Source organism: Enterococcus sp. DIV2449a (assembly GCF_051711225.1).
GTDB classification, from domain to species: domain Bacteria; phylum Bacillota; class Bacilli; order Lactobacillales; family Enterococcaceae; genus Enterococcus_D; species Enterococcus_D casseliflavus.
Map to the genome: position 1 here is coordinate 2,941,094 of NZ_JBIOME010000001.1, position 12,814 is coordinate 2,953,907.

A 12,814-nucleotide genomic window follows, 5' to 3' on the forward strand; every position below is an offset into this window, starting at 1 on the left:
CCAATCATTTTATTCTATCTGTGGTGGATGAAACTGCTCATTGATCTCTTTAATCGCTGCCAAATCAACTTTTGGTTGGCGGTCATAGGTCAGCAATCCATTGATTTCTTGTTCAACATCTGTCAACTGAGTGTAGCAATAGCCCCAGAGTCCGACAGAATCATAAACAGCTGTCATGATTCGCTGATAATCCTTCAAGAAATCTTGTTGATTTTCCACTGAGGTATAGCCCCAACCGGGTTGCCCCGAAACATCGAAGCCAATACCGCCAAACTCGGTCAATAAAATAGGCTGATCCTGATAAGAAAATCCTCCAGCGAAAATCGGCCATGGGGTCGATACTCGATTCACCAATTTTTCTCTCGTGCTGAGACTGTCTTTGAAGTATAGATATTTTTGCCGTTCAGATTCTTGCCCATGCGCATAATTATGAATCGCACAAATATCTGTCTCCGTCATCGCCCAACCATCATTTGAAATAACCAACCGTTGCTGGTCTAGCGAATGGATAAAGTGATACATTGCTTGAGAAAAATGCTGTTGCTGACGATCAAATGATATTTTTGGCACACCCCAGCTCTCATTGATTGGTACCCAAGTAACGATCGAAGGGTGACTATAGTCCCGAGTGATGATCTCTGCCCACTCTTGCATCAAACGCATCACAGAACGATCGGTATAGATTGCCGGCGCCGCACACTCTCCCCAAACAAGAAATCCTAATTTATCTGCCCAGTATAAAAAGCGTGGGTCTTCTGTTTTTTGGTGTTTTCGGCAACCATTAAATCCCATTTCTTTGGCCAATAAGATGTCTTGTTTAAAGTCCTCATCTGTTGGTGCAGTTAACAAGCCGCTCGGCCAATAGCCTTGATCGAGAACCAACTTCTGGTAGTAAGGCTTGTTATTTAAGTAAATCATACCGTTTTCTGTATGTATTTTACGCATACCAAAATAACTTTTTAGCTGATCGATGGCATTCCCTGCTTCTCTAAGCGTCAATTCAACATCAAATAATTGCGGCTTTTCAGGTGTCCAAGACCAGCCTTCGTGGTGAAAATTCGTCCGAAAAATTTCTTGCTGGAAAATATCAACTGCAAAACTCAACTTAGAAGTGATAAAGTCTGCCTTTCCGCTGGTAACTAAAGCATCTTTAAAATAGATTTGATATTCTAAGACTACTTGCGGCTGTAACTGGTTCAGTTCTACATCGATCTTCACGGCACCAGCATCAAAATCACTCGTAAATTTCACCTGTTGCAGATGGGTTTCAGCAACTACTTCAAGCCAGACTGGCTGCCAGATCCCTGTTGAGTTTGTGTACCAGATTCCTGCTGATTCTTCTTCCCAAAATTGTTTCCCCCGTGGAATGCTTTCATCAAAATGCGGGTCAAATGCTCGCACACTTAGTATTTGCTCTTGTCCAGATACTAGAGCATCCGTGATGTCTATAGCAAACGAGGTATGCCCTCCGCAATGATTTTTCACATGATTTCCATTGACAAACACATCTGCTTCATAGTCCACCGCCCCAAAATGCAAAAGCACACGACTTTTTTCAGGGACTTGCACATCGAAGGTCCGATAATACCATACAACGTCGTGCACTTCTCGATGATCAATGCCGCTCAATGCACTTTGATAGACAAAGGGAACATTGATCTTGTACGGATAGTTTGCTTCGTTTGTGTACCACTTTTCTTTTAAACCAAGATTTTGGTCATCAAAGGCAAATTGCCATTCACCATTTAAGCTTAACCAATTCTCTCTCTCAAATTGCGGTCTCGGGTATTCTTCTCTACTCATATTTCCTCCAAAAACAAATTATTTTATGCCACTTTGCAACGACATTGACGCCATAAAGCTTTTTTGCGCCACCAAATACAATAAAAAGGTAGGGATCAAGGCTAAGATTGCTCCAGCAGTTCCAATTCCCGGATAGGTCATGTATTGCCCTTGTAGCAATTGCAGCCCCGGTGTAATTGGCAATTTATCAATATCGTTTATCACGATCGATGGCCACAAGAAGTCATTCCATGAGCCAGTAAAACTAAATAACGCAACCACCGTCAATACAGGTTTGATCAACGGTAAAATGATATGATAAAAGATTTGAAACTCGTTGGCCCCATCGATCACAGCCGATTCATCCAATTCTTTAGGAATCCCTAAAATGAACTGCCGAACGAGAAAAATGTTATAAACACCTGCTGCTCCAGGAACGATGACTGCCAGAAATGTATTGGTCCAACCTAACGTATCAACGATTTTAAAATTCGGGATCAAATTGACCACCCCGGGAAACATCATCGTTCCTAACAATAAGGCAAAAATCAAATCTCTCCCCTTAAAGGTGAGTCGTGTATAGCCATAAGCCGCAAACGAGACGATCACCATAACTAACAGCGTATGTGAAGTTGAAATAATCATTGAATTCACAAACCAGCGGAACACAGGAGAAGAATCATTGCCTTGTAACAAGCCCAAAAAGTTAGCCAGCGTCCAATCTTGCGGAATCAAACTGAACCCAACCTTTTGAATCTCTGCCTCCGATTTAAACGAGGTAAAAATTGCCCATATCAAAGGAAAGATCCAAATCACACAGACGATCGCTAGCAAAATAAAGGCAATTCTTTTCCCTAGTTTGTTTTCTCGCATCTTCATCCCTCCTATCTTTCCATTTTTTTGATGACCATAAATTGCACAATCGAAACTGCCATGATTACAAAACCTAGTAGAATGGCCATCGCTGAAGAAATTCCTGCAACCGAGGTACTACTACCAAAGGCATTTTCTTGGATGTACATCATCAACACGCGAGTAGAATTGTTGGGTCCGCCTCCCGTCAGCATTAGTGGCTGACCATAAATATTAAACTGAGCGATGGTCGTCATGACCGTGGTAAAAACAAGCTGGTTGCGAATACTCGGCAAAGAAATACGAAAAAATTTCGTGATACTATTCGCACCATCTAATTCTGCTGCTTCTAACTGCTCTTTGGAGACGCCATTTAATGCAGCAACATAAATAATTAGATTCCCACCTAATGTCCACCAAATCGTCACGATCAAAATAGCGATCCATGCCCATGGTTGCGTGCCTACAAAATTGATGTCGATACCGAATACTTCTTTGATCGGTCCAAAAGATTTGCTCAAAAGGAACCCCCAAATAATCATGACGGCAGAGATTGCAAATAATGTTGGCAGGTAGAGAATCGATTGAAAAAAACGCATCATTTTTGGTTTAGCAGATAATGCAACCGCTAGCAACAAGGGAATTACAATACATAACGGAACGGAGATTGCCGCAAAAAACAGCGTATTTTTCATTCCATTAAAAAATTGCGTATGATACAACGAGTCTTGATCAAACAAAATCGTTTTAAAATTATCAAACCCGACAAAAATCGGTGTACTGAACAGATCCCATTCAGTAAAAGAAACATAGATCCCAATCACTGCAGGAACTAAAAAGAATAAAAGAAAAAGGAGCATATGCGGACCAATAAAAACGATTGGCCAGCCATTTAACCTTTTTTTCATCAATACCCATCCTTCCTTGTATTTCTAGTGCAGCTATCAACAAGAAACGACTGTGACAGCCCTTTAAGCCTCCCCATCAGAATTCCTACCCTATCAAAAAATGGACTGAATTCTTTTATGGTCGCTCTTCCTTCTGCCACAGCCTCCACGTGAGAAGATTATTTCATCTTTTCTTCTACAACTTTTTGGATCTCACCAAAAGTCGTTTGAATATCTGCTTTTCCTGTGATCATGTCCCATGAACGATTATCATATTCACCAAAGATATACGATAAGCCATCAACTGCGTTAACAGAAATTGCCGCTTGTCCTTTTTCTGTCTTCAATAAGAAGGATTGTGGCATCTCAACATATTCTTCATTGTCTAGCATTGCTAAGGAAGTAGGATTTGCACCTGATTTGACCCACTCTAATTGGTTTGCTTGTAACCAAGTCAGAAAGTCGACCATGCCACTTTTCTTTTCATCGGAACGTTCCTCGTTCGTTTTGAACATCGCAAACTGATCGACGCCTGAACCCTGAATGATATGTTCCGCATTCCATTGAGGAGTAAATGTTTGACCCCAAGTGAAGTCACTGATTTCTTCCATATTACTTAGCATCCATGTTCCTTCTGGAAGAAAAATCAGCTGCTGGTTTGCAAAAAGTTTATTTGCATCTTCACCATCTGGGACCATGTAGCCGGCATCGTATAGATCCTTAAACTCTTGAACGGCATTGTAAGAAAACTCATTATCGATATTGATGTTTCCTTGTGCATCTTGCCATTCCCCACCCATTTGTTGGTAGAGATTCGAATAATTCTGCATGCCCCATGTATAGCCAAAACTATAGATACCATCTGCTTTTGCTTTTTCCCCAGCTTGTCTGATTTCTTCATACGTCACTACGCCATCATCCAACGCTCCTGGAACATATTTATCCACCAAATCTTGGTTGTAATACATCACCCACGAACCCATGGTTGCCGGAATCCCATATTGACTATCATCCACTACACCAGTGTCCCAAGCAGCTTCTACGTAGTTTTCCCGTGCCAATTCTGTCCCATCGATCATGTCATCCCAAGTTTCAAGCATGTCTTGGTGTTTATACGTAGGCAAAGCTTCTGAGGCGATCAAAGCCAAATCAGGGACACCTTTCCCCGATTTCCCCGCAGTCGTCAACTTTGAAGTAAAGGTGTCACCTTGCATGCTTACTAACTTCACTTTAAAGTCTGGGTCTGTTTCATTGTATTGATCAATCGTTTTTTTGATTTTTTCACCGTCCGGTCCTGTTGTCGAAGACCAAAGCAAAATTTCTGAATTATTACTTGAGCTACCACTTCCGCCACAAGCAGCTAACAACACTGTACATAATAAGCTTGTCCCTACTAAAACAATTGATTTACTTACTTTCATTTTTTACACTCCTTTTAATTTAACTAAAAAGTAAAATGACATCCAGTTATCAATAAACATAATCGTTAGACTATCGTCGAATAATGTTTACACCGTAAAGTTACTATAAATATAAAGCGCTGTCAACATTATTTTAACAAGGGATAGCTAAAAAAATCATCATTTTACTATTTGGCAAATTCACAAGGTTGTGTTATAATTAAACCATCTTTTCATTAAACATTTTAGTATAACGAGGTGATTGCTATGGAATTGGATCTAACAAACGCATCTTTACCGATCTACGAAGCACTGGCAAATGAAACTCGCTTAGCGATTTTAAGAGAATTAGGCGATAAGAAGAAAAGCATCAGTGAAATTGGACAAAAATTAGCAATCAGCAATGCTTTGATGACCAAACATATCCGTAAACTCGAAGAAGCTCAGTTGATCAAAACAGAAAAAGGATCGGGGCAAGACTGGAAGAAAAAATATTTATCTCTAAAAACTGATTTCATCAATATCAATTTCCCAGCAAAAGTGTTTCCAGAAATGAATCTAACCTCCCAATCCGTGAAAATTGGCCACTTCACCGATTTTAAAGCTGAGCCTTCTTGTGGAATGGCGACCAAAGACCGCTTGATTGGCGCCTTAGATGATCCAAAATCTTTTCTGGATCAAGAACGTGTTGATGCAAGTATCATCTGGCTAAATAACGGTTTTTTAGAATACAAAATCCCAAATCCCTTGAAAAATGGTGAAAAAATCGAATTACTAGAAATTAGTATGGAGATCGCTTCAGAGTTCCCCATTTCGAATAACTATTGGCCCAGCGATCTTTCCTTTTACTTAAACAATCACTGCATCGGTAGCTATACCGTACCAGGAAACTTTTCGGATGTCAGAGGTTCTCTGACTCCGCAATGGTGGATCGATGAGTTCAGTCAATATGGATTACTTAAGCATTTACGCATCAATCGCTATGATACTTCCCTCGATGGAGAAAAATTAACCGATCACAACCTGAATGAAATCGACTTAGACCACAGTGATTTTTTCACCTTTAAAATTGCTGCACCTGCAACTGCCGAAAATGCTGGTGGTTTGACCATCTTCGGCGATCGATGGGGAAATTATCCTCAAGATTTATTGTTCAATTTTTACGTATCGGAGTAACTGTTATCGTTTCATTACACAAAAAAAGCACGTAGCGAAAAGAGATCACTCCCTCAGCTAGTGCTTTTTTTCTATTCTCTTACGCTGTGGCAAAAATGCGTTCGATCAACTGCATCACTGCTCGGACTTCTTCGTTTTTAACGATAGGTTCGGCACCGTTGCGTACAACGTTGTAAAAATTCTTGTAGAAAGGTTCAAAATCCGCTTCGGCTTTCGGGAAAGGAATTTCTTTGGCTGCCAATTCCGATGGGGGTGCCATCGTTTTCGTCAAGCCGACGCCTGCTTGGACTGGTTTTGGTGCTGCCACATCTTCGTGACCTGTTGCTTGCACCATTTCCCCATTTAAATCCCAATCGGTGATGGTGGCTGTTCCTTCTGTTCCTTTGATGTACCAGCGAGGCAATTGCGTGTAATTGGAGGTTCCAACTTCCACGATTGCTTTGACCCCATTTTCAAAGGTAATCAAAGCGAAGAACCCATCATCGACTTCTTCCCCCAACACAAAGCTAAGATCCGCTTTAACATCTTTCACTGGACTGTCGATCAGCCATAGCATTTGATCCAGCAAGTGAACGCCCCAGTCTAAAAGCATTCCCCCACCTTGTTTTTTCACATGGCGCCAGTCTCCTGGGATGCCGTTTGCCCCTTGGACCCGTGACTCTAATTGGAACAAATCACCGATCTGTCCATTACGGTACAGTTCGCGTACAAGTAGAAAATCAGGATCCCAACGGCGGTTTTGGTGAACCATAAAGGTATTGCCAGTTTCTTGGGCAACCGCCACGATCTCATCTAGTTCCGCAGTATTCAGCGCAACAGGCTTCTCGCAAACAACATGTTTGCCTGCTTTCAACGCAGCGATCGATAACTCTTTGTGCAAGTCATTAGGTGTGGCGATCAATACTGCTTCGATCGTCTCATCGGCTAAGACTTCATCATAGCTTTTAAAGATCTTATGGCCTTTTTCTTGGGAGATCGCTTGACGTTCTTCATTGATATCGTAAGTTCCTACGATGTGGATTCGTTCGTTTTCATTTGGTAAGATATTGTGGACATGGTACGCACCCATGCCGCCATATCCGATTACTGCAAAATTGATTGCACTCATGTCTGACACTCCTCGGTTTTCTTCTTATGCCCACCACATGGATGAAGCTTCTTCACGGATCATAATCGTCTTCAAGTTGCTGATGGCACGAGTCAGTCCTTCATCAATGGACATGATTGGATCTTCATGTTCAATACTCAAGACATAATCATACCCATAAATTCTAAGCGCAGAAATAATATCTGACCAGACTTGTAAGCTGTGGCCGCAACCGACTGAACGGAAGGTCCAAGCTCGGGTTTTGACATTGCTATATGGCTGCATGTCCGTCAAGCCATGCATGTTGATATTGTCTTGGTCCAAATACGTATCTTTGGCATGGAAGTGATGGATCGCATCGGCTTCCCCTAAGATTTTGACCGCTGCCACTGGGTCGATCCCTTGCCACCATAAATGACTTGGATCCAAGTTACAGCCGATGGCTTTCCCCGCAGCATCCCGCAGTTTCAACATCGTATAAGGGGTATGTGCCAAAAAGCCGCCATGAAGTTCGATCCCGATTTTCACACCAGCCGCTTCCGCTTCCGTGTTGATGCCTTTCCAATAAGGAATCAGTTTTTGTTCCCATTGATAATTATAATTGTCATCGTATTCCGTTGGCCATGGCAATACTGGCCAGTTGACTTGCGTATCTGTTGCATTTCCGCCTGAAACGCCTGAAAATCCATTCACAACAGGTACATTCATTAAGCTGGCTAATTTGATGGTTTTGCGCAAAAGTTCATCGGCTTCTTGCGCTTCTGCTTTTAATGGAGAGATTGGGTTGTTGTGACAGCTCAAAGCTGAGATTTCCAATCCTTTATCAGCTAATTTCGCTAAGTATTCTTTTCGCTCTGCTTCACTTGCTAGTAAACGGTCAATGTCTAAGTGGGCATTGCCTGGAGAACCACCGGTACCGATCTCGACGGTTTGCAGCCCTTTTTTCGCTACTTCATCGATCATTTCTTCAAAGCTAAGTTGATTGAATAACGGGGTAAAAACACCTAATTTCATTTTCTTTCCTCCTCAATTGCTTGAAAATGCCCATATGTTGGGTAACGATTTTCTGTTGGTGCACACCAGCGAGCCGCATTTTGGATCACTTTTTGCACTTTGGGATTGTAATAGCTTGGGAATGTCTCATGACCAGGCTGGAAATAGAAGATCTTGCCATTCCCACGGCGGAATGTACAGCCGCTGCGGAAAACTTCACCACCGGGGAACCAGCTGACAAAGATCAATTCATCCGGCGCTGGAATATCAAAGTGCTCGCCATACATTTCCTCTTGCTCTAGTTCGATCCATTCGCCGACTCCTTCAACGATTGGGTGGCTTGGATTGACATTCCAGATCCGCGCATGCTGATCGTCTACTCGCCATTTTAAATCGCACGACGTTCCCATCAAGGTTTTAAAGATTTTCGAAAAGTGGCCAGAATGCAAGACGATCAGTCCCATTCCTTCCCATACACGCTGCTGCACACGAGCAACGATAGCATCATCGACTTCTTCGTGCGCCATATGGCCCCACCAAACCAACACATCCGTGTCAGCCAATACTTGCTCCGTCAACCCGTGTTCTGGTTCATCAAGGGTCGCCGTTCGCACTTGGAAATCATCCTCTTCTAAAAACTTGGCAATTTGACCATGGATTCCTTCTGGATACATTTTTTGGACGGTCTCATTCGTTTTTTCATGACGAAACTCGTTCCATACCGTAACGTGGATCATTGGTAGACCTCCTCTACGATGTTTTTTAATTGCAGATAATCAATCCCGCTGGCTTCTAAAGAAGCGAATTTTTGAAACGCTTCCTGCTCGACGATCAACCATGGTAGTTCTAATGCTTTAGCTGCTTCTACATACGACTTGATTGGTAAAATCCCATTGCCGATCTCGGTGCTTTCCTGCGACTGCTCTTGCATATCTTTGATATGAACCAAGCCGACCTTCGTTTCGCGTTCCTTTAGCCAAGGTAAAACAGCCACGTTTGCAAAGGCTAACCAGTAAAGGTCGGCTTCCAAACGCAGTTGCGGATTGTCTTTGATCAGTTCATCGATCATAGATTCTCCAGCAACTTCAGTAAATTCATGGGCATGGTTGTGGTAGTAGCAAGTCAGCCCTTCTGCTTGCAACTTTTGGGTGATCTGGGTCAGCTCCGCAGCAAAGGCTTGCCATTTTTCCAAAGAATCAAAACTGGCATACGGAATGACGATCCGTTGATTGCCAATCGTTTTTTCAAAAGTGACGGTTTCTTCAAAACGATCTTGCAATGCTTCAAACGGGATATGGGAAGCCGCGACCGCCAAATCCAATTGCTCCAGCATTTCTTTGATCTGAGCAGCACTGTGTCCATGATAACCGGCAAATTCAACACCGTCATAGCCGTTTTGTTTAACTGTTTTCAACGCTTCAAAAAGATCTGTCTTGCAATCCTCTTGAATACTCCAAAGCTGTAAAGCGATTTTCGGTTTTGTCATTTATGCTCGCTCCTTTTCTTCCAGCAGTTCTTATAGGTAGACTGGCTCACCGGTTTGCGATGATTTGTAGATCGCTTCTAAAATCTCCGTCACGACCATTGCTTCTTCAGGTTTGACCACTGGTTCGGTATCGTTGATGATCGCATGGATCCACGATTGTGCTTCTAAAATTTCTGGCGTCTCGCCGTTTCCTTCATAAAAATCAACGCCGCCTGTTTCAAGTTCGATATTTTTTTCATACAGCAAGCTGTGGTCTTCTCCGTTGATGGTCAAACCGTTGTTCATATCCGCACCCGCTTTGCTGCCCATCAGTGTCGTTTTGGCTTCTTTCACATCCAAGCTGTTGAGCGCCCAGCTAGCTTCTAAGAAAATCGTTGCCCCATCTTCCATGACCACAAAACCAAAGGCCGAATCTTCTACTGAGAATTTCTCTGGATCCCAAGGGCCCCAAGCATTTGCGGCATTTTTGGTTTGCGACAACTCATGATACGCTTTTCCGACAACAAATTTTGGTTTGTAATTGTTCATCATCCATAAGGTCAGATCCAATGCGTGGGTACCGATATCGATCAACGGACCGCCGCCTTGCGCTTCTTCATCAAGGAAAACACCCCAAGTTGGCACAGCCCGACGACGGATCGCATGAGCTTTCCCAAAATAAATGTTTCCTAATTGTCCTTCGGCGCACACTTCATGAAGATAACGAGAATCTTTTCTAAAACGGTTTTGGTAGCCGATCGTGAGTTTTTTCCCTGTTCTATTGGCTGCTTCGATCATTGCTTTGGCTTCTGCCGCTGTTTTTGCCATTGGTTTTTCACACATGACATGACAATCCGCTTCTAGTGCGGCAATCGTCAACTCAGCATGTGAGGCGTTTGGTGTACACACATGGATCACATCTAGATCAGCTTGTGCTAACATTTCTTGATAATCGCTGAATACTTGGGCATCTTCGGTCCCAAATGCTGATTTCGCTTCAACTGCACGTTCAACTAGCAGATCACAAAAGGCAACCATTTCTACTTCTTCTACTTGAGACAAGGCAGGCATGTGCTTGCCGTTTGCGATCCCACCGCACCCAATGATTCCAACTTTAACTGTCATATCTTTCCTCCTGAAAACGCTTATTATTTTCTACCTCCTCATTATAGCGAAACATCGAAAGCAGTTCTTCCCAGTTTCCATTGAAAAAATTCCCGAAAATTATCTTATGAAACTTTAACAAAAAGAACCACTCCACAATTTATGAAAAGCGCTTAAAAAAACACTATCGAGAAAAAAATAGTGCCAAATTGACAAAAAAACAGTCGACAAGCAAAGGCTCATCGGCTGTTTCTATCAATTTTGATTCAGTTGTTTCTGGTACTGCAACGGTGATTGACCAACGGCTTCCTTAAAGACATGGTGAAATGTTTTGACACTGGCAAAACCTGCTTTTTCAGCGACTTCTGCCATGGGGATCTTTTCATTGGCCAAGATAAATTTGGCTTGATTGATGCGATATTCCGTCAAAAACTGCATGAAGGTCTTGCCAGTATTGGTTTTAAAGAAACGCGTGAAATAATGTGGACTAAACCCTACATGTCTTGCGGTGTCCTCCATCGTCAAGACTTCTTGGTAATGAGATTCGATGTACTCAAAGACATCATTCAGACGCTGCAAGGTTTCTTTGTATTGTGCGGCCGTTCGTTTTAGCGGATTGACGGCTTGTTTGCGCTTAGGCAAACTTTGATAGCACTCCCCAATCAACTGGTAAAGCAGCCCGAGAGTCAAATAACGCTTCCCAACAACATTTTCCTCTTCCAACTGATACAACTCGATCAAGAGACCTGTTATTTTTTCCGTAAAACTCGTTGGCCAATTTTTGCTGTGGGGCTCCCCTTCTTCAAAGAGTGTCATCAAGGATACTTCATTTTCTCGAAGCAACGGCTCTTCAAAAAGCTTCATATCAAATTGATAGACATAGCGTTCACTCTCAGGCGATGCTAGAAAATAGTGGGGTTGCCCGCTGGAAAAAAGATACAGATCCCCTTCCTCCAACTCAATGATCATATCGTCAACACCAATATTGACCGTGCCGCGCTTAGCGTAAATGATCTCGATTTCTTTATGGACATGGGGGTAAACGATGGTCAACCCATCATTTAGAAACGTTCGAAAACGAAATTCACTTTCAAATTCAGGAATTTCAAGGTACATACTCATGGCTGACCGACTCCTTCGCTCTATTCTTATTTATTATAAGCGAAAAATTGTCCAAGAGAAAACCTTTTCTCAGCCAATCATAGTTTCTTCTGCTTTTTTGTGGTATCGTATTCAAGAAAAGGAGTCTTGTTTATGAATTATTATGATCAACATCTGCATACATTTTTGTCTTTTGATTCAGATGAACAGTTTGAGAATTATCTTGCTTACCAGCCTGCCTACTTCGTTGCGACAGATCATTTCGATTTGAAGAACCCCTATTCGGGATTCCGTGATGATATTCCTGACTATGAATTACTAGTAAATACCCACCAGAAGCTGCAAGAGACCACAGCGACGAAACTCTTAAAAGGCATTGAGATTGGTGTCGTGCCTGGTCAAGAACAAGAAATCTTGCGCTATCTTGAAAGCCATCCCTATGACTTGAAATTGATCAGTATCCATCAAAACGGTACCTTTGATTATATGGACGATGCCGTGTTGAACAAGGACAAATTTGCAGTCGCCAAACAATACTTTGACCAAATGGCCCACGTGTTGGACTCGTTTTCTGACGGGCACATCGTGACCCACTTTGATTATGGCTTGCGTCGTTTCCAATTTACAGCTGAGGAATTGGCCGCCCATTTTGAAACAGAGTTAACGACGATCTTCAAAAAAATCGTTGCCCGTGACTTAGCGATGGAAATCAACGCGAAGAGCTTTGGCCCCTATCAAAATGCCCACCTTTATCAATATGCAATCCCGCTGTATCAAAGTGTCGGTGGTAAATTGTTCACCCTCGGCTCTGATGCCCATAAAGCCAGTGACTATCGGTTAGATTTTGCAGCGATGAGCGATCTATTGCGTTCCTTTGGTGTCAATCAATTAGCAGTCTTTCAAGGTAGCGAACGGTTTATGGCGGATCTGCCGACAGAATAAGCTTATTCTTTGACTATCATGCAAA

The 12,814-nt window shown here is 42.5% G+C and carries 12 protein-coding genes; 2 read left to right on the forward strand and 10 right to left on the reverse strand.

The genetic code is table 11. The features are described from left to right. Window positions 1-9: 9 nt before the first annotated feature. From IGI76_RS13985 to IGI76_RS14000, 4 genes are all read right to left on the reverse strand, one after another. On the reverse strand, window positions 10-1,803 hold the full coding sequence (locus IGI76_RS13985; RefSeq protein ID WP_151195966.1) for a glycoside hydrolase family 2 protein: 1,794 nt from the start codon (window positions 1,801-1,803) through the stop codon (window positions 10-12). 18 nt (window positions 1,804-1,821) lie between these two features. Further along, a complete protein-coding gene (locus IGI76_RS13990; protein WP_081117855.1) occupies window positions 1,822-2,655 on the reverse strand; it encodes a carbohydrate ABC transporter permease in 834 nt (277 codons plus the stop codon). Window positions 2,656-2,666: 11 nt separating this feature from the next. Further along, window positions 2,667-3,542, reverse strand: a complete 876-nt coding sequence (locus IGI76_RS13995) for a carbohydrate ABC transporter permease (protein WP_016609464.1) — start codon at window positions 3,540-3,542, stop codon at window positions 2,667-2,669. A 158-nt stretch (window positions 3,543-3,700) separates the two neighbouring features. Next, on the reverse strand, window positions 3,701-4,942 hold the full coding sequence (locus IGI76_RS14000) for an extracellular solute-binding protein (protein ID WP_086337881.1): 1,242 nt from the start codon (window positions 4,940-4,942) through the stop codon (window positions 3,701-3,703). A 246-nt stretch (window positions 4,943-5,188) separates the two neighbouring features. On the opposite strand from IGI76_RS14000, the gene IGI76_RS14005 reads away from it, so the two are divergent. Further along, window positions 5,189-6,097 (forward strand): ArsR/SmtB family transcription factor, encoded by a 909-nt coding sequence (locus IGI76_RS14005; RefSeq protein ID WP_008380365.1) that lies wholly within the window; start codon window positions 5,189-5,191, stop codon window positions 6,095-6,097. A gap of 79 nt (window positions 6,098-6,176) precedes the next feature. Here IGI76_RS14005 and IGI76_RS14010 read toward each other — a convergent pair whose 3' ends face one another. From IGI76_RS14010 to IGI76_RS14035, 6 genes are all read right to left on the reverse strand, one after another. Then, entirely contained in the window at window positions 6,177-7,205 is a 1,029-nt protein-coding gene (locus IGI76_RS14010; RefSeq protein WP_438781642.1) for a Gfo/Idh/MocA family protein, read from the reverse strand. Window positions 7,206-7,229: 24 nt separating this feature from the next. Continuing rightward, entirely contained in the window at window positions 7,230-8,198 is a 969-nt protein-coding gene (locus tag IGI76_RS14015) for a sugar phosphate isomerase/epimerase family protein (RefSeq protein ID WP_005228209.1), read from the reverse strand. Continuing rightward, window positions 8,195-8,914 carry a ThuA domain-containing protein gene (locus IGI76_RS14020; RefSeq protein ID WP_005228207.1) on the reverse strand — a complete coding sequence of 240 codons (720 nt, stop codon included), beginning with the start codon at window positions 8,912-8,914 and terminating at the stop codon, window positions 8,195-8,197. Before IGI76_RS14020 ends, IGI76_RS14015 begins: the two co-directional genes overlap by 4 nt. Beyond that, entirely contained in the window at window positions 8,911-9,663 is a 753-nt protein-coding gene (locus IGI76_RS14025; protein ID WP_333718748.1) for a sugar phosphate isomerase/epimerase family protein, read from the reverse strand. The genes IGI76_RS14020 and IGI76_RS14025 overlap by 4 nt, the downstream gene beginning before the upstream one ends. A 30-nt stretch (window positions 9,664-9,693) precedes the next feature. Further along, complete coding sequence (locus IGI76_RS14030; protein WP_005228203.1) at window positions 9,694-10,767, reverse strand: Gfo/Idh/MocA family protein; 1,074 nt, start codon at window positions 10,765-10,767, stop codon at window positions 9,694-9,696. A 234-nt stretch (window positions 10,768-11,001) separates the two neighbouring features. Next, on the reverse strand, window positions 11,002-11,868 hold the full coding sequence (locus IGI76_RS14035) for an AraC family transcriptional regulator (RefSeq protein WP_010749994.1): 867 nt from the start codon (window positions 11,866-11,868) through the stop codon (window positions 11,002-11,004). Between the two features lie 132 nt (window positions 11,869-12,000). Between IGI76_RS14035 and IGI76_RS14040 the strand changes: the two genes are divergently transcribed. Then, window positions 12,001-12,789 (forward strand): PHP domain-containing protein, encoded by a 789-nt coding sequence (locus IGI76_RS14040; protein ID WP_015510339.1) that lies wholly within the window; start codon window positions 12,001-12,003, stop codon window positions 12,787-12,789. Window positions 12,790-12,814: the final 25 nt, after the last annotated feature.

Coding starts and splice junctions, on each gene's coding strand:
- IGI76_RS13995 (WP_016609464.1), bottom strand. CDS start 3,542: ATGAAAAAAAGGTTAAATGGCTGGCCAATCGTTTTTATTGGTCCGCAT.
- IGI76_RS14040 (WP_015510339.1), top strand. CDS start 12,001: ATGAATTATTATGATCAACATCTGCATACATTTTTGTCTTTTGATTCA.
- IGI76_RS14005 (WP_008380365.1), top strand. CDS start 5,189: ATGGAATTGGATCTAACAAACGCATCTTTACCGATCTACGAAGCACTG.
- IGI76_RS13990 (WP_081117855.1), bottom strand. CDS start 2,655: ATGCGAGAAAACAAACTAGGGAAAAGAATTGCCTTTATTTTGCTAGCG.
- IGI76_RS13985 (WP_151195966.1), bottom strand. CDS start 1,803: ATGAGTAGAGAAGAATACCCGAGACCGCAATTTGAGAGAGAGAATTGG.
- IGI76_RS14035 (WP_010749994.1), bottom strand. CDS start 11,868: ATGAGTATGTACCTTGAAATTCCTGAATTTGAAAGTGAATTTCGTTTT.
- IGI76_RS14010 (WP_438781642.1), bottom strand. CDS start 7,205: ATGAGTGCAATCAATTTTGCAGTAATCGGATATGGCGGCATGGGTGCG.
- IGI76_RS14015 (WP_005228209.1), bottom strand. CDS start 8,198: ATGAAATTAGGTGTTTTTACCCCGTTATTCAATCAACTTAGCTTTGAA.
- IGI76_RS14000 (WP_086337881.1), bottom strand. CDS start 4,942: ATGAAAGTAAGTAAATCAATTGTTTTAGTAGGGACAAGCTTATTATGT.
- IGI76_RS14020 (WP_005228207.1), bottom strand. CDS start 8,914: ATGATCCACGTTACGGTATGGAACGAGTTTCGTCATGAAAAAACGAAT.
- IGI76_RS14030 (WP_005228203.1), bottom strand. CDS start 10,767: ATGACAGTTAAAGTTGGAATCATTGGGTGCGGTGGGATCGCAAACGGC.
- IGI76_RS14025 (WP_333718748.1), bottom strand. CDS start 9,663: ATGACAAAACCGAAAATCGCTTTACAGCTTTGGAGTATTCAAGAGGAT.